A 19,439-nucleotide genomic window follows, 5' to 3' on the forward strand; every position below is an offset into this window, starting at 1 on the left:
GTAACCGATAAATCGGAATCTGTCAATTCATTTTTGTAATTTCCAGACAAATCTCTTTCTTCTGACAGCAACTCCCATGATTAACGGGTCAGGTTGTTAATCCACCGGCCGCTTTTCACACGGAAAATGCCGATAAAGAATTTGATGAACTCGTCGGATTTAAGGCACAGGAACACGACCACCACCGGCAGTTTGAGCCAAAGTCCCGCCACGGCGCCCAGCGGTACGCCCACAAACCATAGGAAGATCACGTCGATGAGCAGGACGAACCGAGTGTCCCCGCCGCCCCGCAGCACACCGATCAAATTGGTGTAGGTCAGCGCCTGGAAGGCCACGAGCACGGCGGAGGCGATCATGAGTTCATTTGTCATGGCGCGGGTGGTAGCGGAGATGTTATAGAATCCGACAATGGGGTCCTTGATGAGCATGACGATGGCGAAGGACAGCGCCCCCACCCCCACCGCAATCATCTGGAGGGTTCGGGCGCTTTGGCGGGCCCGTTCATATTGGGAGGCACCCACCGCCTTGCCGATGACCACCGCCGTGGCGCTGCCCAGACCGATGATGAGCACCATGGCCAGCTGCTGCACCACCCCAGAAATGGAGCTTGCCGCCACGGCGTCCTGCCCCATCCGCCCCAGGATCATGGAGTGGACGGAAGTCCCCACCGACCACATGGCTTCGTTGAGGACGACGGGGGTGCTGTTGAGGGCAAAGTCCTTGGCCAGGACCTTGTCCTTGACAAGCAGATTCCGTGGGCGGAACTGGATGCGCTTGTCCACAAAGAACAGGTAGACACAAAGCACGCAAAACTCAAAGATGCGGGCGGTCAGGGTGGCGATGGCCGCCCCTCGGATGCCCAGGGCCGGGAAACCGAACTTGCCGAAGATCAGGACGTAGTTAAAGAACACATTGACAAAAAAGGAACTGGAATAGATGATGACCGAAATTTTGACGATCTCCACGCTGCGGAAGACACAAATCATGGTGTTGGTAAAGCCGAAGAACAGGTAGGTGAAGGAAGTGATCTTCAAATACTGCACCCCGGCGGCGATGACGTCGGCTTCGTTGGTGTAAATGCGCATGGCCGTCTCCGGGAAGAAATAGAGCAGCACAAAGAGCAGCAGGGAGAGGACGATGGTCACGTCTAGCGCGATGCCGATGATGCGGCGGATGGGCTCCTTGTCCCCCTTGCCCCAATACTGGGAGGTGAGGACCGAGCAGCCGCTGGCGATGCCGAAGGTGATGATGGTGAAGATGAAGAAGGGCTGGTTAGCCAAGGACGCCGCCGAAAGCTGGGTTTCCCCCAGGGCGCCGAGCATGATAGTATCCATCATGTTGATCCCGTAGGAAATGAGGTTTTGCAGGGCGATGGGAATGGCGATGGACAAGATGACTTTATAAAAGCCCTTCTCCTTGATAAGCATCGACATAAAGCGTCCTCCTTCTCTCTTTTTTATTGCCGCCGCATTGGTCTGAGCGCACAAAAAAAACAGCCGCGGAGCGGTTGTTTTTTCCGAGGGTTTCTCAGATCATTTGACAAGACCCATTATAGCAAGATCCTCGTCTTTTTTCCAGCCCCATTTTTCTTTTTCCCCAAATTTCTCCCAAATGGCGCCGGGAAAGAAACAGCGGACAGCCGCCATGGGCGGCAGAGGGACGCCTGCTTTCCCTCCGCGAGACGGGGATTGGCGGGCCCGGGCAGACAGAAGGCGACCGCCTATGGCCCCGCCGTACCCGCCGTCCCTCCCTCGGAAGCCTGCCGGCGGACACAGCTCCATCGCGGGGCGGCAGGCACGGCGGGGCCTAGTATCAGCCGCGGGGCTCCGTCTCACCGGTAGCAGCCGGGCAGGGTGCGCACCTTGCGGTCGTAGTCGGCGATTTTGGTCTTCCCTAAAAGGGAGGCCCGGAGGACCGCCCTCTTGCCGTACTTCATCCGCACCCCGTCGATGCTCCCCTCCAGCTCTTCCATCCGCTGGAGGGCAAAGGGGTCCTGCCCCAGGCAGATCTGGCCGCAATGGATCTCGTCGACGAGACCATAGGCCCGCACGCCTACCGCCCGGATGTCTTTGTGCCAGCCGTAGTTTTCCTCGATGAGACGCACGGCCTTTTGGGCAAACGCGGTTACCGAGCGCTCCGGCGTGAAGAAATGGCCGGTGTATTCCCATATTTGCAGAGCGCTGTCCTTGACCTGCGCCGCGATCATTCCCGCCTTGAAGCCATGCTCCCGCAGCTGGGCGCAGACCTCCTCGCTCAGGGCCAGCACCACCCGGCCCACCTCCTCCATATTGACGAGGTTCTCTGTGCAGGTGGTGCTGCGCCCGATGCTCTTGATCGGTGGCTCATACCCCAGCGGCGTCACCGGGCTTTGGTCTTCCCCTCTGGCATAGTGCCAGAGGGCTTCCCCGTTTTTGCCCAGCATCCGTTTAAGATACTGCCGGTCGGCCGCGGCGATGTCCCCGATGCGGACAATGCCCGCATCGTTTAAACGTTTGTTCGTTCTTCTTCCCACTCCCAGCAGGTCGCCGGCCGGAAGGCCCCAGACGATCTCACGGAAGTTTTCTCTACTGATCACACTGACAGCGTCCGGCTTTTTCAGATCGCTGCCCAGCTTGGCGAACATTTTGTTGAAGCTCACCCCCACCGAAATGCACAGCCCCGTCTCCTCCTTGACCTGCTCCTTGATCTGGTAGGCGATAGCCTCGCCGTCCCCGAAGAGCCGCCGGCTCCCCGTCACGTCCAACCAGCACTCGTCAATACCGAAGGGTTCCACCAGATCGGTGTACCGGCCATAAATTCCCTGTACGATCTTGGAATAGCGCAGGTATTCCCCCGCATGGGGCGTCACCACCCGCAGCTGGGGACATTTCCTCCGGGCCTGCCAAACCGGTTCCCCGGTGCGGATGTCACAGCACTTGGCCAGCTCGTTTTTAGCCAGCACAATGCCGTGGCGCTCGTCCTCCCGGCCGCAGACCGCCATGGGCACCTGCCGCAGTGTTTCGTCCTGGATGCACTCCACCGAAGCGTAAAAATTGTTGAGATCACAATGGAGAATCACCCGGTCCATGCCATCACCTTCAAACATTTGTTCTCTTTTGGTCCTACCACGGGGAACGCGCCGGGATCTCCGCCCTCTTGCGCCCTCCTTTACCGCTTCCAAACCGATGTTACCTTTTATAGTATATCCTAAAACATACGTTCTTGTAAAGACCCTTTGTCTGGAAAAAATGGAGGGTCCTGGCTTCGTCCCCATGGAGGGGGAAACCAGTGTCCCCTGGCTGTCAGCCCAGCGAAAAACGGTAGATCGGAAAGCCACGGCAATCTCACGCCGCAAAGGGCCGCCTCACACAGGAAGCCGTACGTAAAAAAGCAGCTCCTTTGACGGCTGCTTCTCTACTTCTTAAAAATAGCCGATAGCTTCCATGATCGTGCGGAGGAGGCCGGCATTTTCTTCGGGGGTGTAGGCATATAAGACCGTGTGGCCCACCCGCGCGAGAACCGTGTACTCCCCGTCGGATTTCAGCGTATAGAGGGAGTAGTTGGCTGCCTGTTCTCTCCACTTCTTAGAATTGGCCGTGTCCTTGGTCCGGCGGATGAGGGCGTCGAACTGTTGGCTGGCCGACCGGGCATTTGTATCGCTGCCAAAGGTAAAAAAATAAAGGCATAGGTCGCCGTATTCCGTTGCGATTGCCTTGTTCAGATTGGAGTCCGGCTGCCACCACTCCTGCGTTACGTCCAACGGCTGATAGCCCTGTGCGACGACGGCCTCCCAAACCTGATTGGCTGTCGCAGGCGTTTTGGGAGAGCCAAAAAGATGAAGCACAACAAAAAAGAGGAGGAACAGACTTCCCACCGCAACGGCAACCTTAAGCGCTCCCAGGGCGATGGTTTTCCCATCCGGCGCCTCCTCCTTGGGGGTGCTCTGTGTCTCGCCGGCCGACCGCTGAGTAGCGCCCGCTTTTTTGGCTTTGCGGCGGTATAGGATCCCCGCCACCACTTCGGCGGCGATGATGACCGGCATAATCACCGCGGCGGGACCCAGCGCCCTGTCAAGAAAGGGGACCGTATAGCTCATCAGCGCCAAATTGACACAGAGGAAGCTGGGTGCCATACAAATCGTGTAAATCCATATAACCCTGCGAAACTTCTTGGGATTGGGGGACCTTTGCTCCATCCAGCGGAGAACCATGCGGTTGACGCCCCCGATGGCAATGACAATCTGGTCCTTATATTCTTTCACTTCACATTTGGTAACGCCCGCGATTTGAAAGAGGAGATTGTAAATCCACAGGCAGCTGAGAAAGTTGAATACCGCCATGATGATGAAATAAAGTAGCCATATACTGTCGTTCATCGCACTCTCCCCCTTTCCCCGTTTTCATATGATATAGGCACGCCAAAGGCTCTGGCGCGCGTTATGGCCCTCAGTAACCATACAGCCGGCCCTGTCCCGGGCGGATACCCCACCCGAAATGATAAAAATAAGAACGGCAATACATTGCCGTTCTCAATGACGGTCCTATCTTAAAGCGACTGCGGTGCGGAGATTTCTTTGCCCACTAAGTCCATGATTTTCACAAAGCCTTCCCGGTCCCTAAGCTGACCGCCCAAGGAAGTGGGGATTGCGATGATCCGGCCGCGTCCCACCTCAAGCGCAAAGGTTTTAACAGCGGGCGGCAGATGGCCCGCCCACACGGGGAACACCACCACGGCACGCTCGTCACCGGCGGGGGATTGATAAACCGCGGGCAAGCCTTTGCCTCTTAACGCCATAGCGCCCGCCTTGAGATAGCCCCATAATCCCGACCAATTCTTGCCATCCGTAATGGGCAGAGCGACAGTTCCCTGCTGGGACGCAATCGCTTGGGCAATCTGCTTGCTGCGCCCGGTGCGCGTAAAATAATAAATGAACATGATGTTTCCTCCTAGGTGAGGCGCTAACCGCTTCCCCGCGAAATTGGCGCGTTTTCTTGGCCATACCGGCCATTCGGCTTGTCTTTATTTTACCATGATTGTTTGCGCGGCACAAGATTGAAAAAGGAGGAAGCAATTCCTTTGCCCCATCGGGAGAGGGGCAGAGGACCCCCATTTCGCTCCAGGAAGGGAGCAATGCCCCCCTGATGCATAACTCCCGCCGGGGGCGGAGGACATGGCATCAGGGGGGCATTGCGCTAGAATGTTTTGACAAAAAGGGGTGGTGCTACTTACCAGCAGCCCTTTGGGGGTTGACGTCGGGGGATGACGCAGACAGAGGCGCAAACGGTGTTGTTGCGGGGATTCGGATCGGCATTGAGGGAAGACACTCTGGCCGTGTTACAGATACGCCCTTTGGCGCACGCGCTGATGAATCCGGATATCCGAAGGGTAACAGAAGCGCCTTCAGCGAGGGTGCCCACCGTATAGCATCCCGTCCAAATTTCCCAGGTTTGGCCGTTATCCACAGAATAGATGGCGTCGCACAACTCCCTGGGCATCCTGTCTGTAATGACCACCTGCTCCGCTGGCGCCGGGCCAGCGTTGGAGACCGTCACGGTGTAGGTAATGTGCTGACAGCGGTACACGGGATTGGGGCACGCGGTTTTTTGGATGGAGAGGTCTGCCTCTTCCAACAGGAGAGGCGTTTCCACCGTGTCCGTGTTGTTATTTGGATCGGGATCGGGGGTGGTACTACTCACCAACGCGGTGTTGATGATACTGCCGTTTGCCAGCAACGAGACCGTTCCCCGGAGCAAAATCGTGCGGGTGCTTCCCGCCGCCAGCGTCCCCAGGGGCAGAGAGCCGGGCCAGGGCTGGAAAGTGCCACCGCCGTCCACAGAGTACTCCGGGCCGATGAGGGTGGATGGCACGCTGTCCAACACGACAACGTTTTGGGCGTCGGCCGGTCCGTTATTGAAGACCGTTACCGTATAGGTCAGCACATCGCCCGGCCGTACCGGGTCGGGCGCGGCAGCCTTACTGATCGACAGATCCGCTGAGGGAGCCACCGGCGTGACCACGATGAATGTGTTGTTATCCGGGTTGGGGTCAGGCGTATCGCTGCTGACCACGGCGGTGTTCGTCAGGCTACCGGCCGCGAAGGAGGAGACCTCGGCACGGATGATTAGCTCCACCACCGCCCCGGCATCCAGTCTTCCCACGGGATAGATACCGCTAAAGGGGGCCCAGGTAACGCCCCCGTCCACGGAAATTTCAGCGTTTTCAAGCTCCGCCGGGAGTTGGTCGCTCAAGACGACGTTCTCCGAAGCGGAGGGGCCCGCGTTGGAGACTAACAGCGTATAGGTGAGCCGTTCCCCCGCCAACACCGGATTGGGGCTTGCCGTCTTGACGACGGAGATGTCGGCAGAGGGCTGGATCGGGGTTATATCCGTGGAAATGTTGTTGTCGGGATTGGGGTCCGGGGTGGTGCTTTCCGCCACGGCGGTGTTGATAATCTCTCCAGTGGCCGAGGCGCTGAGGGTGCCGCGCAGCACAATCGCTCGGCTTGCGCCCGCCGCAAGGGTACCCAGCGTATAGGGGCTGACCCAGGGGAAGAAGGTGATACCGCCGTCCACGGAGAATTCCGGATCGCGTAGGACAGCGGGGACCGCGTCGATGAGTATCACACCCTGGGCGTCGGAGGGACCGCCGTTGGTCACCGTGATCGTATAGCTGAAGGTTTGGCCGGGAATGGCGGGGCTACTACCGGCTGTTTTGATTACCGCCACGTCGGCGGATACTGTCACAGGGGTCTCTTCCGTGGCGGTATTGTTATCGGGGTCTGGATCGGGGGTGGTGCTCTCCACCGCCGCGGTGTTTTCAATGCTTCCGACGGGGGCGGAGGGGTTCACCGTCCCCCGTATGGTCACCACGAAGGACTCCCCCGCCCCCAGGGTGCCGATATTGTACGGGCTAATCCAGGGGGCAAACACGGTGCCGCCTTGCACCGCAAATTCCGGGTTCAGAATCTCGGCCGGGATCAAATCGGCCAGCTCCACGTTCTGTGCGGCGTTAGGCCCGGCGTTATACACGGTGATCGTATAGGTCAATATCCCGCCCGCTTCCACCGGAACCGGAAACGCCCTTTTGGATACCGATAGGTCTGCGGAGATCCCCACAGGGATTAGGGCCGTGGAGGTATTGTTGTCGGGATTGGGGTCCGGGGTATCGCTGGAAACCGTGGCGGTGTTGTCGATGGTCCCCGCCGCCGTGGGACTCACAATACCCCGCAGCAACACTGTTTGGACAGCGCCGCTTACCAGTGTCCCCGCGGCGTAGGAGCCGGTCCAGGGAGACCAGGTAGCACCGCCGTCCACAGAGTATTCCACATCGGTGAGGGTGGCCGGCACCGCATCGGTGAGCACGGTGTTCACCGCCGGGTCAGGGCCGTCGTTTGTGATGGTAATGCTGAAAATTAGGGGTTGGCCGGGAAAAACCGGGCTTGGGCTCCCGGTCTTGACCACCGACAGGTCCGCTGCGGTATCAATCGGGGTAATTTCCGTGAACTGGTTGTTATCGGGATCGGGGTCCGGCGTGGGGCTCTCCACCACCGCGGTATTGATGATCGACCCGGTTGCCCCAGCACCCACGGTGCCGCGGATCAGGACGGTCCGGGAGCCCCCTGCGGCTAGGACGCCTAAATCCACAGAGCCAGGCCAGGCTTGGAAGGTGGCGCCGCCGTCCAGGGAATACTCCACTCCGGCGAGTTCCGGGGGAATAGAATCGGTCAGCGTCACATTTTGCGCGTCGCTGGGGCCGTTGTTGGATACGATTACCGCATAAGTCAGCACGCCTCCAGCCGGCACAGGCGACGGACTCCCCGATTTTGTCACGGCCAAATCGGCGCTTGCCGCCACGGGGGTCGTGTCGGTGGACTGGTTGTTGTTGAGATCGGGGTCCGGGGTATCGCTGGAAACCGTGGCGGTGTTGTCGATGGTCCCCACCGCCGAGGCACTCACAATACCCCGCAGCAGCACTTGAACGACCGTGTTCGGCGCGAGATTGCCCAGGGGCAGGGAGCCGGGCCAAGGCTGGAACGTGCCGCCGCTATTGAGGGAGTATTGCACATCGGTCAAGGCAGCGGGAACCGCGTCAGTCAGCAGCGCATTGACTGCGGTGGAGGGGCCGGCATTGAAGATGGTCACCGTATAGGTGAGCCATTCACCGGGTATGGCGGGATTCGGACTGCCCAGCTTCACCACGGAAAGGTCGGCCAGCTCGTTGACAGGCGTCACCACCGTATCGGAGTTGTTGGAAAGATCGGGATCAGGCGTGGACGAAAGCACGGTGGCGGTATTAATGATACTCTCATTGGCCGCGGGATCCACCGTGCCGCGGATGAGGATCGTCTGGCTCTGCCCGCTGGGAAGCCGGCCCAACAGATAAGGCCCTACCCACGGGTACCAGGTCGCGCCGTCGTCGGTAGAGAATTCCGCATTGATGAGGGTGGCGGAGACATTGTCCGCCAGCTCCACATTTTCTGCGTCCGAGGGGCCCGCATTGGAAATCTTAACAGTATAAGTCAGCACGCTTCCCGGGTCCACCGGGCTGGGGCTGGCCGTTTTTACCACTGAAAGATCCGCCAATTCTTCCACCTGCACCGGTACGTAGTTGGAGACCACATGAAATACCCCTGGAATGCCGCCCTCCACCGGCGTGTATTCATAGCGTATGGACGCGCTGTTCAGCGCGGGATTGGGGGCGGGGATGGCTGTGACCATGGCTGAGAAAGAGACCGTAACAGTCTCGCCGCCCGGCACATTCGGCAGCGGGAAACCAATGTCCGGATCGGCTTGTGTGTCCGAAACTTCGTTGATCGTGACGCTTCCAGGGACAAAGGCAAGCCCGTTTGGCACGATATCCTGGAAAAATACGTTTGTCAGCGGGCTTTCACATGTATTGGTCAACGTCACCGTAAAGCGCACCGTCTCCCCCACATTGGCGGTGGATCTATCCACAGTTTTCACCGGGATAAACACAGGCTCCTGGATCTCCTGGAAGGCGACGTCGTCGATGGCGTAATCGTTGCCGATCACCTCGGGGCCCTCACTCACAAATTCCACGGTCAGGCTGGTGTTGTTTTGTGAATTGATGGCGCTGCCGATCTGCCTCCATTCCGGCGCGTTGACATTGACGGGAATCAGGATACCCAGGGTAGCGCTGTACAAGACGTCCCCGTTTTGATCCAGGATGAGCACACCCAGCTCTGGGTTGGGGTAGCCCGTCACCCTGAAGAGGTTTAAAATCCACGCGCTAAATAGGTAATTGGTGTAGGGCCGGACCGGCACTACGGTCTGGAAAAAGACCGCGCCGGGGTTAAAGCCGTTGACAATCATCATCCGGCCGGTTTCGTTGCCTGCGGTGTGATCCGCGATGCGCCACCACGCGCCGATCACCTCGCTCAAGGCATTATTCATGATGTTTTGTACCGTATATTGCCCGCCGGCCGGCGTGTAGGCGTCGGGATTGGGTAGTACATAGGTAAAGTCCGGCGTCACTCCCGGATAAGGCTCGGTCGGCGCCCCGGTGTTTGCCGGTGTCCCCGGGGGGAAGGAACCGAAAGTGCCGTTGTCCGCATCCTGGATCAGGTTTTCACCGGAAATGAACGAACAGGGGTCCAGGATCACCTGGATGGGGGTATAGATGACCGGACCATTCAGAAAATTCTGATTGGTGAAATCTGGACCGGTCACCGTAACCAGCAGTGTATCCGGCGTAACGGAGTCCAAATTCGTAGAGCCTGGCGGCGGATTGCTCGCCGCGCCGATGGGCGGATTGACGCCCTGAGGAATGCTCCCCACCACCGCTGTGGAAAAATTCCCCGGTGTCGGAACCCCGCCGGAGGCGCCGTAAGACTCTACAATCCGATAGTTGCCGTTGGGCACGTTGAGAAAGGCGTAGTTGCCGTCGGCGTCCGTCAAAACGGTAAGCCGCTCGGCCGTATCGACATTTTGAAGCACTACCGGAATATTGGCAAGGCCGGAATCACCTCCGGAGATCGTAGCGCTTCGATCCCTGTCGAAGACGACACGGCCCGAAATTGTTGCCATAGTAATTGCACCTCTCGATCGAAAATCAATGCCGCCAAGAATGAGGCGGCGGAAAAAATTGGGACAGCAGACTGTATGGCTGTCAGGAAGCGGGCATAACTGCTTATGCCACCCCTCCTACAATATATGCGTGTCTTTCGTCAGCGGGTACAGCTGAAAATGCAGATACGGCCGTGTGATATGCGTTGGAATTGTTGCATTTGCGCTACAAAAATATCCCACTGCCCAACGTGCAGTGCAAAGCCCGAAAAAGCCTGGCAGCGACGAGAAGGCGGCAGTTTAAAAGTCAACGGACGCAGCGAGGGAGATCTTTAGCAAACGGATCGAAGGCCCCGTGATCCAGCGACTTTTAAAAAAAAACGTCGTTGCGAACAAAACATGGTCCGCGACGACGTGGATAAGCGTTGATAAAGTAGATACCCGGTTAAAACGCAGGGCTCGAAACAAATGCTCTATAAAAGGATAAAACCATGTTCCCAAGCGATTTCCTCTATCTGTGAACCATGGCTTTGCGTATTTATCGGCAACACCAAGGTGAAAAAATAAGCGTGATGCGCGTAGCAAAAATTTGGGGTGGAATGCTTGGGGTCATTACGCCGTTATACCAAATACGGACGATATCTCCCGGAAAGAAGCCGCGAGTGTTCCTGGTGTTGACAACGACATTCTGAGAAGTAACGCGGTCTCTGACAAGCAGACTGTTAAACCGCACGTCCCGCACCGTTGCAATCATGAGCATGGTTGATCACCTCCTGTGTCAGTATATGTTACGGCAATAGTGAATGCGCATGGCGGGCTTTCTTTCCGTACGGCGTATAAGCAGATGATATATGGGGAAAGGCAAAATGCAAGCAAAGAATCCGGTTAGCTTTTTACAAACCGGCGAAGCATAAAAAAATCAGAATTGAGAGCCTTCAGATTTCAAACTCCCTCCACATCAAAATAGTATACTTCAAGATAGGAGGTGTTCCTATGGCGACACTACTGATTGTGGAAGACGATAAAAAGACCAAGAAGGGGTCGATTACGCTTACGCGAAGGGAAACAAGATTTTATCCGGTGTAAATACCGCATTTGAAACAGGAAAGATGTACGCGATCCTCGGGCCGTCCGGCTCCAGCAAAACGACGCTGCTTTCTCTGCTCGGCGGACTCGACGCCCCGACAAAAGGACATATTTTCTTCGACGGTAAAGATATCGCCGGACAGGGGCTTGCCTATCACCGGAAAAACCATGTTTCGCTGATTTTCCAAAACTACAACCTCATTGCGTGATACCACAGAGAAAGAGATTCGTTAAAGATTCACAACTCGCTTGCGCTTAGAGTAATCCGGGTCTTAATGGCATAATATCCGTGTTGTAAGCCAATGTTTACGTTTTTTGCTCATCCTTTGCTGCTGACCGTTAAAATTGAGGCTCTCATTGGTTACGAATGGTATTTGACTCATAGCCTACCTGCACCTTTCTCTATGAGCGAACGGAACTTTTCCATCGCTTTCGTCGTATTCTCATTGGTTGAAAAGGCAGTTAGACGGAAAAACTTTTCCCCGTTTTTTCCGAAGCCTGCTCCCGGTGTTCCAACTACACCAATCTCAGATAACAGCATATCAAAGAACGTCCACGAGTCCAAGCCAAACGGACAACGAAGCCAAATGTACGGAGAATTTTTTCCGCCCGTATACCAGATACCAAGCTTGTCCAAGGCCGATGTAATGATTTCGGCATTTTTTCGATAATAGGCAATATTTTCTTTGATTTGTTTTCTTCCGTCTTTTGCAAATACTGCTTCTGCACCCTTTTGCACAATGTAGGAGACGCCATTAAATTTTGTTGTCTGTCGGCGAAGCCACATATGGTTAAGTTTCATTCCGTCAAATTCAAGTATTTGAGGGACTACGGTATATCCGCAGCGAGTGCCCGTAAATCCCGCGGTTTTTGACAGCGAGCAAAATTCAATGGCACAATTCTTTGCGCCATCAATCTCAAAGATACTGCGGGGAAGGTCTTTATCCACAATAAAAGATTCATAAGCTGCATCGAATAAAATAACGGCGTGATTGCGGAGGGCATATTCCACCCAAAGTTTTAACTGCTCCCGGTTATAAACCGCTCCTGTTGGGTTGTTTGGAGAGCAGATATAAATAATATCTGCCAAAACCGAATCATCAGGCAGCGGAAGAAATCCGTTATTTTTGTTTGCATCTGTAAAAATGATTTTTCTGCCATCCATTAAATTGGTATCCACATATACGGGATATACAGGGTCGGGTATCAAAACAGTATTCTCTTTGTCAAATAAATCAAGGATATTGCCAAGATCGCTTTTAGCTCCATCGGAAACGAATATTTCCGAGAGTTCAAGTGCAACGTTATTTTCGGCATAATAGGCTTGCATCTTTTCTCTGAGAAAATCATATCCCTGTTCGGGACCATAGCCATGAAAAGAATCGGCTTTTCCCATATCCTCTGCGGCTTGTTTCATGGCTTCCACCACCGAACTACAAAGCGGCAGGGTGACATCACCAATTCCCATGCGGATGATTTCTTTCTCGGGATGAGTTTTGCTGAAGTCACTTACTCGTCTGGCAATTTCTGAAAACAGATAGCTTTCTTTTAAGTGATTGTAGTTTATATTTGCTCTCACTTCTCTTCAACCTCACATTCGCATATGGTTTCTGCCGGACCGGTCATCATTGCTGTGCCATCTGATAGCACCTTAATGTTTAATCGTCCGCCATCAAGACAAACTGTTATTTCCTGATCCTTATCACATAAATTTGCCCGGACTGCTGCAGCAACTGAGGCGCAGGCTCCGGTACCACAAGCCATGGTAATACCGCTTCCACGCTCCCAAACACGCATTTTTATTGTATTTCGGTCAATCACCTGCACAAACTCTGCATTGACGCCATTTTTGAAATACGGGTGATGCTCCAATTCTTTTCCCATTGTATCCATAGGAGCATCTGTAATATTCTCAACAAAAGCTACGGCGTGGGGATTTCCAACCATTACCGGTGTAACCATAACCTTTCCATAGGTTGTAGCAAGCAAAACCGGCTTATAGACAATGCATTTTCCCATATCGACGGTTACTTCGGTTACCTTATTGCCGATGGTTCTGAGCGTAAGCTCCCTATGACCTGACAGCGTTTCAATTATCAACTTTTTTCGGTCGGTATAGCCTTTATCAAAAACGTATTTTCCCACACAACGGATACCGTTTCCACACATCATGGCTTCGCTGCCATCAGCATTAAAAATTCGCATCTTAAAATCCGCGGTTCTTGACGGCGAAATTGTAATGATTCCGTCAGAACCGATTCCAAAATGCCGATCCGATAGCTTTTGGGATAGGACAGCTGCGTTTTTCAATTCTCCATAATAATACAGATAATCATTTCCCAGACCGTGCATTTTTGTAAAGTGCATTATTTACCTCCTATGAATTGATCGTTGAGATTCCTATTGTTGTTTCTTCTAACACATCCAGTAGGACCTTAACCGTATCAAGGGATGTGAGCATTGTAATATTGTTTTCGGTTGCACAACGGCGGATCGCAACACCATCTTCGTAATGTACTCCCGAAAGAATGGCACGAGTGCAAATCACATAGCTTACATATCCGGCTCTGATGGATTCCAGTATTTCCTCGCTCCCTTCGCTGAGTTTGCGGCGTACTCTTGTGCGAATACCGTGTGCCTTTAAAAAGTCTGCCGTGCCGATAGTTGCCTCAATGTTAAAGCCGAGGTTATAAAATCTTCTCACAAGCGGCAACGCTTCTTCCTTGTCCTCATCTGCAAGAGTTACAACGACTGTACCGTAATTCTGCAGGTGGATTCCGGATGCCGCCATTGCTTTGAACATCGCACGGTGCATCTTCTTATCATAACCAATAGCTTCTCCTGTGGATTTCATTTCGGGTGACAAATAGGCGTCCATACCATGAAGCTTTGAGAAAGAAAATGCCGGAACTTTGACGTAAAAGCGTTCTTTTTCTTTCGGATAGATTTCGGTAAATCCTTGTTCTTTCAAGCTTTTTCCGAGAATTACAAGGGTTGCAATATCCGCAAGACTGTACCCCGTAGCTTTTGAAAGAAACGGAACTGTTCTCGAGGAACGAGGGTTAAGCTCTATGACATACACATGATCTTCTGCATCGACAATGAACTGAATATTGTAAAGCCCCACAATGCCGATTCCAAGACCGAGTTTTTTCGTGTAGTCAATGATTTTACCCTTTACCTTGTCCGAAATACTAAAGGACGGGTAAACGCTGATAGAGTCGCCTGAATGAACCCCTGTACGCTCTACCAGCTCCATGATACCTGGAATAAACACATCCTTGCCGTCACAGACGGCATCCACTTCAACTTCTTTTCCACGCAGATATTTATCCACTAAAACAGGTTTGTCCTCGTCAATCTCTACCGCGTTTTTCAGATAATGGCGAAGCTGCTCAGGCTTTGCCACAATTTGCATTGCTCTGCCTCCAAGCACAAAGCTCGGGCGAACCAAAACAGGATAACCGATTTCCTCTGCCGCACGAAGACCTTCCTCGATATTAGTAACAGCCTTGCCTTTTGGCTGTGGAATGGAAAGAGAGGCAAGAATTTTCTCAAAGGCCTCTCGGTTTTCGGCTTTATCAATGGCATTCTTATCCGTTCCAATAATGCGAACGCCACGCTTTGCAAGAGGTTCTGCGAGGTTAATTGCTGTTTGACCGCCAAGCGTAGCAATGACACCAAACGGCTTCTCCAGCTCAATGATATTCATAACATCCTCGACACAAAGCGGTTCAAAATACAACTTGTCTGAACAGGTGTAATCGGTTGACACCGTTTCGGGATTGTTATTGATAATAATGGCTTCAAAACCCGATGCTTGGATCGTTTGGACAGCATGAACCGTTGAATAGTCAAATTCCACACCCTGACCGATACGGATAGGTCCCGAGCCGAGCACAATGACCTTTTTCTTATCGGATACCACCGATTCATTTTCATCAGCATAGGTGGAGTAAAAATACGGAATATAGCTTTCAAACTCGGATGCACAGGTATCAATCATCTTGTAAACAGGAACAATGCCATTATGCTTTCTTTCATCAAAAACAGCTGTCTCGGTTATGTGCCAAAGCTTTGCAATTTCCCTATCCGAAAAGCCCATTTTCTTGGCTTGCATAAGAGCCTTCACATTGTGAGGATGATCTTTAAGGCATGCTTCCATATCCACAATATTTTTCAGTTTTTCAATAAAGAACAAATCAATTGCAGTCACCTCATTGATTTGTTGCGTGCTGTGGCCTTTCCTAAACAGCTCTGCAATGGCATAAATACGGTCATCTGTTCCAATTTTGATATAGTCCAGCAATTCATCTGCACCTATATCATCAAACTTGCAGTGGTGCAGATGGTATAATCCGATTTCAAGTGAGCGAACAGCTTTGAGTATACTTTCTTCCACCGTTCTGCCGACGCTCATTACCTCACCGGTTGCTTTCATCTGAGTGCTTAGCGCGTTATTTGCATCAGCAAATTTATCAAAAGGGAACCGGGGCATTTTTGTTACCACATAATCCAAAGTCGGTTCAAAGGAGGCTGGCGTGTTGGCGATACGGATTTCGTCCAAAGTCATACCCACACCAATTTTTGCGGATACTCTTGCAATGGGGTACCCGCTGGCTTTTGACGCAAGGGCGGAGGAACGGGAAACTCTCGGATTGACCTCAATGAGATAATACTGAAAAGACTTCGGATCAAGAGCAAACTGCACATTACAGCCGCCTTCAATTTTCAGGGCACGAATGACTTTGAGGGCGCTGTTCCGAAGCATATGATATTCTTTGTTGGTCAGCGTTTGAGAAGGACAAACAACAATGGAATCTCCCGTATGAATGCCGACGGGGTCAAGGTTTTCCATGTTGCAAACGGTAATCGCCGTATCATTGGCGTCCCGTATCACCTCGTACTCAATTTCCTTATATCCTTTTATGCTCTTTTCAATTAGGACCTGATGCACGGGAGAGAGCGCGAGGGCATTTTTCATCAGCGGCAACAATTCCTCTTCATTATCGGCAAAGCCCCCACCTGTTCCACCAAGGGTAAATGCAGGACGAAGCACAACAGGGAAACCGATAGCCTTTGCAACCTTGAATCCGCCCTCTACGGTGGTGGCAATATCAGACGGTAAAACCGGTTCTCCCAGATCCTCGCAAAGCTCCTTAAACAGCTCACGGTCCTCAGCACGCTCAATGCTGCTGCTTTTCGTACCGAGAAGCTTTACTCGGCACTCAGCAAGCACGCCCTTTTTTTCAAGCTGCATTGCGAGATTAAGCCCGGTTTGACCTCCAATTCCGGGCAGAATCGCATCAGGACGCTCATAGCGAACAATCTTTGAGATATATTCCAAAGTCAGAGGCTCCATATATACCTTATCCGCAATGCTGGTATCGGTCATAATGGTGGCAGGATTGGAATTGCAGAGGACAACCTCATATCCTTCTTCTTTGAGCGCAAGGCAAGCCTGCGTACCCGCATAGTCAAATTCTGCTGCTTGACCGATGACAATAGGACCGGAACCGATGACAAGGACTTTTTTAATATCTGTTCTTTTAGGCATCGCCCTTTACCTCCTGCATCATTTCGATAAATCGGTCAAACAAATAGCCGCTGTCCTCTGGGCCGGGGGCGCTTTCAGGATGATACTGTACCGAAAACACCTTGTCCTTTTCACAAGCAACACCCTCTACGGTGTTGTCCAACAAGTTGATATGCGTTATCTCAAGCGGCGTGTTTTTCAGGCTATCGCTATCCACCGCATAGGAGTGGTTTTGCGATGTAATTTCAATTTTCCCCGCCTGCATATTTTTGACGGGATGGTTGCCGCCGCGATGTCCAAATTTCAGCTTATAACACTGAGCTCCATAGGAAAGACAGATGATCTGATGCCCAAGACAGATACCGAAGGTTGGATATTCACCGTGAAGCTTACGAATGGTTTCGATTACCTCGGGAACATCACCGGGGTCGCCGGGACCATTGGAAATAAACACACCGTCGGGACTTAATTTTCTAATATATTCAGCGGTAGTATTGTAAGGAACAACAGTTACCGCACATTTTCTCTTATTCAATGACCGAACTATATTCTGCTTCATGCCGCAGTCAATGGCGACTATATGAAATTTTGGATTCTGGGTATTTGCATGATAGCTTTCTTTGGGTGAAACTTTTGAAACCGCATCTGTAGGAATGTCGGTCTTTTCGAGAATTTTCATTCCATCTTCTTTTGTAGTTGAAACATCTGTAATCAGCACCTTTCGGCTGCCAAAATTCCGGATATACCGAGTAAGCTTTCTTGTATCGACCCCATAAATCCCTGGGATGCCATACTGTTTCATAACTTCTCCAAGGGTTGCCGTGCTTCTGAAATTTGACGGGGTGTCATTATACTCGCCAACAATGAAGGCGCCAAGAGAAGGATGTTTTGTTTCGTAATCATCCTCTGCCATACCGTAATTGCCAATCAGAGGGTAGGTCATCACGACCGCCTGATAGGTATAGGACGGGTCGGACAGAATTTCTTGGTAACCAACCATAGAGGTGTTGAACACAATTTCACAAACCTTATCGCCGGTGTCCCCGAAAGAATACCCGAGATATTCGTTACCATCCTCAAAAATCAGTTTTCTATTAAATTTTTTCAGCATACTCTATACCTCGCATATCTTTATTTCCTTTCGTTTTTTCTCAAAACGGTCTTTGTCAAACACACCGCATTTTTTTGTGAATACTTCATATATGCGTTTCTTTCAGTTGTCCAATAGCAGCACCGATAAACCCCTTAAACAACGGATGCGGTTTATTGGGCCGACTTTTAAATTCGGGATGATACTGAACGCCGATATAAAAATCTCTATCGGTGAGTTCAACCGTTTCTATCAATCTTCCATCGGGTGATGTGCCTGCCAGTGTCAGCCCCGCCCTTTCAAACCTATCACGATAATCGTTATTAAACTCATATCTGTGGCGGTGTCTCTCACTGATTTCGGATAAGCCATAGCATTTTTCCAGTATAGTACCGCTTTTGACTTTACAAGGATATGCACCGAGACGGAGTGTGCCTCCTTTATCAACCTCATCACTTTGTCCCGGCATAAAGTCAATGACTTTATTTGTACAAGCCTCATCAAATTCACCGGAGTTGGCATCGCGAATCCCTAAAACATTTCTTGCATACTCAATGACCGCAATTTGCATACCAAGGCAAATCCCGAAATAAGGAATCCTATGTTCTCTTGCATATTTTGCGGCAAGAATCATACCTTCAATTCCTCTGTCGCCAAAGCCGCCAGGAACAATGATGCCATCAACATCAGATAACTCTTCGTCTGCATTTTCTGTGGTAATTTGTTCTGAATCTATCCAATGAATTTTGATATGCGTATTGTGATAATATCCGGCGTGACGGAGTGCTTCTGCCACCGATAAATACGCATCGTGAAGTTCTGTATATTTGCCAACCAAACCGATTTGCACACAATCCGTGCGAGCCTTAATCCGCTCTACCATTGCAATCCAATCCTTCAGTTCAGGCTCATCTGTCTTAAGTCCCAATTCTCTGCACACAACCTTAGAAAAGTTTGCTTTTTCCAGCATCAGCGGTGCTTCGTAGAGGACAGGCAATGTGATGTTTTCAATCACGCAATCCGGTTTTACATTACAGAACATAGATATTTTTTTGAAGATAGATTCTTCAAGCGGCTTATCACAACGAAGAACAATAACATCCGGATTGATGCCCATCCCCCTAAGTTCCTTCACTGAATGCTGCGTGGGTTTCGATTTGTGTTCATCCGAACCGCTTAAAAAGGGAACGAGGGTTACATGAATAAACAGACTGTTTTCATGTCCTACCTCAAGAGAAATTTGCCTGACCGCCTCCAAAAAAGGCTGAGATTCAATATCGCCAATAGTGCCTCCAATTTCCGTGATCACAACATCTGCATCGGTCTGCTTTCCAACATGGTAAACAAAGGCTTTGATTTCATCGGTAATATGTGGAATCACCTGAACAGTTGAGCCGAGGTATTCGCCACGGCGCTCTTTATTCAGAACATTCCAATACACCTTTCCAGTTGTAAGATTAGAAAACTTATTCAAATTTTCATCAATAAACCGTTCGTAGTGTCCGAGATCCAGGTCGGTTTCGGCACCATCTTCTGTCACATACACCTCGCCGTGCTGATAGGGACTCATTGTGCCCGGGTCAACATTGATATAAGGGTCAAGCTTTTGCGCTGCAACCTTTAGCCCTCTTGCTTTTAATAATCTACCGAGCGATGCGGCTGTAATACCTTTTCCAAGGCCGGACACAACACCACCCGTTACAAAAATATATTTCGTCATATA

11 protein-coding genes are annotated in these 19,439 nt (G+C 51.8%); 1 reads left to right on the forward strand and 10 read right to left on the reverse strand.

The genetic code is table 11. From position 1 onward, the window contains the following. Window positions 1-80 precede the first annotated feature (80 nt). The 5 genes from H8709_RS05030 to H8709_RS05050 form a co-directional block, all read right to left on the reverse strand. Window positions 81-1,433: an MATE family efflux transporter gene (locus H8709_RS05030; RefSeq protein ID WP_262397271.1), complete on the reverse strand. Its 1,353-nt coding sequence runs from the start codon at window positions 1,431-1,433 to the stop codon at window positions 81-83. 398 nt (window positions 1,434-1,831) lie between these two features. Further along, a complete protein-coding gene (locus H8709_RS05035; protein ID WP_262397272.1) occupies window positions 1,832-3,085 on the reverse strand; it encodes a DNA polymerase Y family protein in 1,254 nt (417 codons plus the stop codon). 315 nt (window positions 3,086-3,400) lie between these two features. Beyond that, entirely contained in the window at window positions 3,401-4,354 is a 954-nt protein-coding gene (locus H8709_RS05040; protein ID WP_262397273.1) for a hypothetical protein, read from the reverse strand. A gap of 170 nt (window positions 4,355-4,524) precedes the next feature. Next, the gene (locus H8709_RS05045) at window positions 4,525-4,914 is read right to left on the reverse strand and encodes a flavodoxin (protein WP_262397274.1); all 390 of its coding nucleotides are present in this window, start codon (window positions 4,912-4,914) and stop codon (window positions 4,525-4,527) included. A 290-nt stretch (window positions 4,915-5,204) separates the two neighbouring features. After that, a complete protein-coding gene (locus tag H8709_RS05050) occupies window positions 5,205-10,025 on the reverse strand; it encodes a DUF11 domain-containing protein (protein WP_262397275.1) in 4,821 nt (1,606 codons plus the stop codon). Between the two features lie 1,088 nt (window positions 10,026-11,113). Between H8709_RS05050 and H8709_RS05055 the strand changes: the two genes are divergently transcribed. Next, on the forward strand, window positions 11,114-11,299 hold the full coding sequence (locus H8709_RS05055) for an ATP-binding cassette domain-containing protein (protein ID WP_262397276.1): 186 nt from the start codon (window positions 11,114-11,116) through the stop codon (window positions 11,297-11,299). 170 nt (window positions 11,300-11,469) lie between these two features. Here H8709_RS05055 and H8709_RS05060 read toward each other — a convergent pair whose 3' ends face one another. From H8709_RS05060 to H8709_RS05080, 5 genes are all read right to left on the reverse strand, one after another. Further along, window positions 11,470-12,669 (reverse strand): LL-diaminopimelate aminotransferase, encoded by a 1,200-nt coding sequence (locus H8709_RS05060; RefSeq protein ID WP_262397277.1) that lies wholly within the window; start codon window positions 12,667-12,669, stop codon window positions 11,470-11,472. After that, the gene (dapF, locus tag H8709_RS05065) at window positions 12,666-13,457 is read right to left on the reverse strand and encodes a diaminopimelate epimerase (RefSeq protein WP_262397278.1); all 792 of its coding nucleotides are present in this window, start codon (window positions 13,455-13,457) and stop codon (window positions 12,666-12,668) included. The genes H8709_RS05060 and dapF overlap by 4 nt, the downstream gene beginning before the upstream one ends. Window positions 13,458-13,467: 10 nt before the next feature. Further along, window positions 13,468-16,647, reverse strand: coding sequence for a carbamoyl-phosphate synthase large subunit (gene carB / locus H8709_RS05070; RefSeq protein ID WP_262397279.1), 3,180 nt, complete (start codon window positions 16,645-16,647; stop codon window positions 13,468-13,470). After that, entirely contained in the window at window positions 16,640-17,737 is a 1,098-nt protein-coding gene (carA, locus tag H8709_RS05075) for a glutamine-hydrolyzing carbamoyl-phosphate synthase small subunit (RefSeq protein WP_392391658.1), read from the reverse strand. The genes carB and carA overlap by 8 nt, the downstream gene beginning before the upstream one ends. A gap of 85 nt (window positions 17,738-17,822) precedes the next feature. Further along, the gene (locus H8709_RS05080; protein WP_262397280.1) at window positions 17,823-19,436 is read right to left on the reverse strand and encodes a CTP synthase; all 1,614 of its coding nucleotides are present in this window, start codon (window positions 19,434-19,436) and stop codon (window positions 17,823-17,825) included. Between the last annotated feature and the right edge of the window lie 3 nt (window positions 19,437-19,439).

Origin of the sequence: Zongyangia hominis (genome assembly GCF_014385095.1) — a bacterium.
In the GTDB taxonomy this organism is placed as follows: domain Bacteria; phylum Bacillota; class Clostridia; order Oscillospirales; family Ruminococcaceae; genus Zongyangia; species Zongyangia hominis.

Excerpts from the sequence above, each read along its gene's own strand:
- H8709_RS05030 (WP_262397271.1), bottom strand. The coding sequence starts at position 1,433 with ATGTCGATGCTTATCAAGGAGAAGGGCTTTTATAAAGTCATCTTGTCC.
- H8709_RS05035 (WP_262397272.1), bottom strand. The coding sequence starts at position 3,085 with ATGTTTGAAGGTGATGGCATGGACCGGGTGATTCTCCATTGTGATCTC.
- H8709_RS05040 (WP_262397273.1), bottom strand. The coding sequence starts at position 4,354 with ATGAACGACAGTATATGGCTACTTTATTTCATCATCATGGCGGTATTC.
- H8709_RS05045 (WP_262397274.1), bottom strand. The coding sequence starts at position 4,914 with ATGTTCATTTATTATTTTACGCGCACCGGGCGCAGCAAGCAGATTGCC.
- H8709_RS05050 (WP_262397275.1), bottom strand. The coding sequence starts at position 10,025 with ATGGCAACAATTTCGGGCCGTGTCGTCTTCGACAGGGATCGAAGCGCT.
- H8709_RS05055 (WP_262397276.1), top strand. The coding sequence starts at position 11,114 with ATGTACGCGATCCTCGGGCCGTCCGGCTCCAGCAAAACGACGCTGCTT.
- dapF (WP_262397278.1), bottom strand. The coding sequence starts at position 13,457 with ATGCACTTTACAAAAATGCACGGTCTGGGAAATGATTATCTGTATTAT.
- carB (WP_262397279.1), bottom strand. The coding sequence starts at position 16,647 with ATGCCTAAAAGAACAGATATTAAAAAAGTCCTTGTCATCGGTTCCGGT.
- carA (WP_392391658.1), bottom strand. The coding sequence starts at position 17,737 with ATGCTGAAAAAATTTAATAGAAAACTGATTTTTGAGGATGGTAACGAA.
- H8709_RS05080 (WP_262397280.1), bottom strand. The coding sequence starts at position 19,436 with ATGACGAAATATATTTTTGTAACGGGTGGTGTTGTGTCCGGCCTTGGA.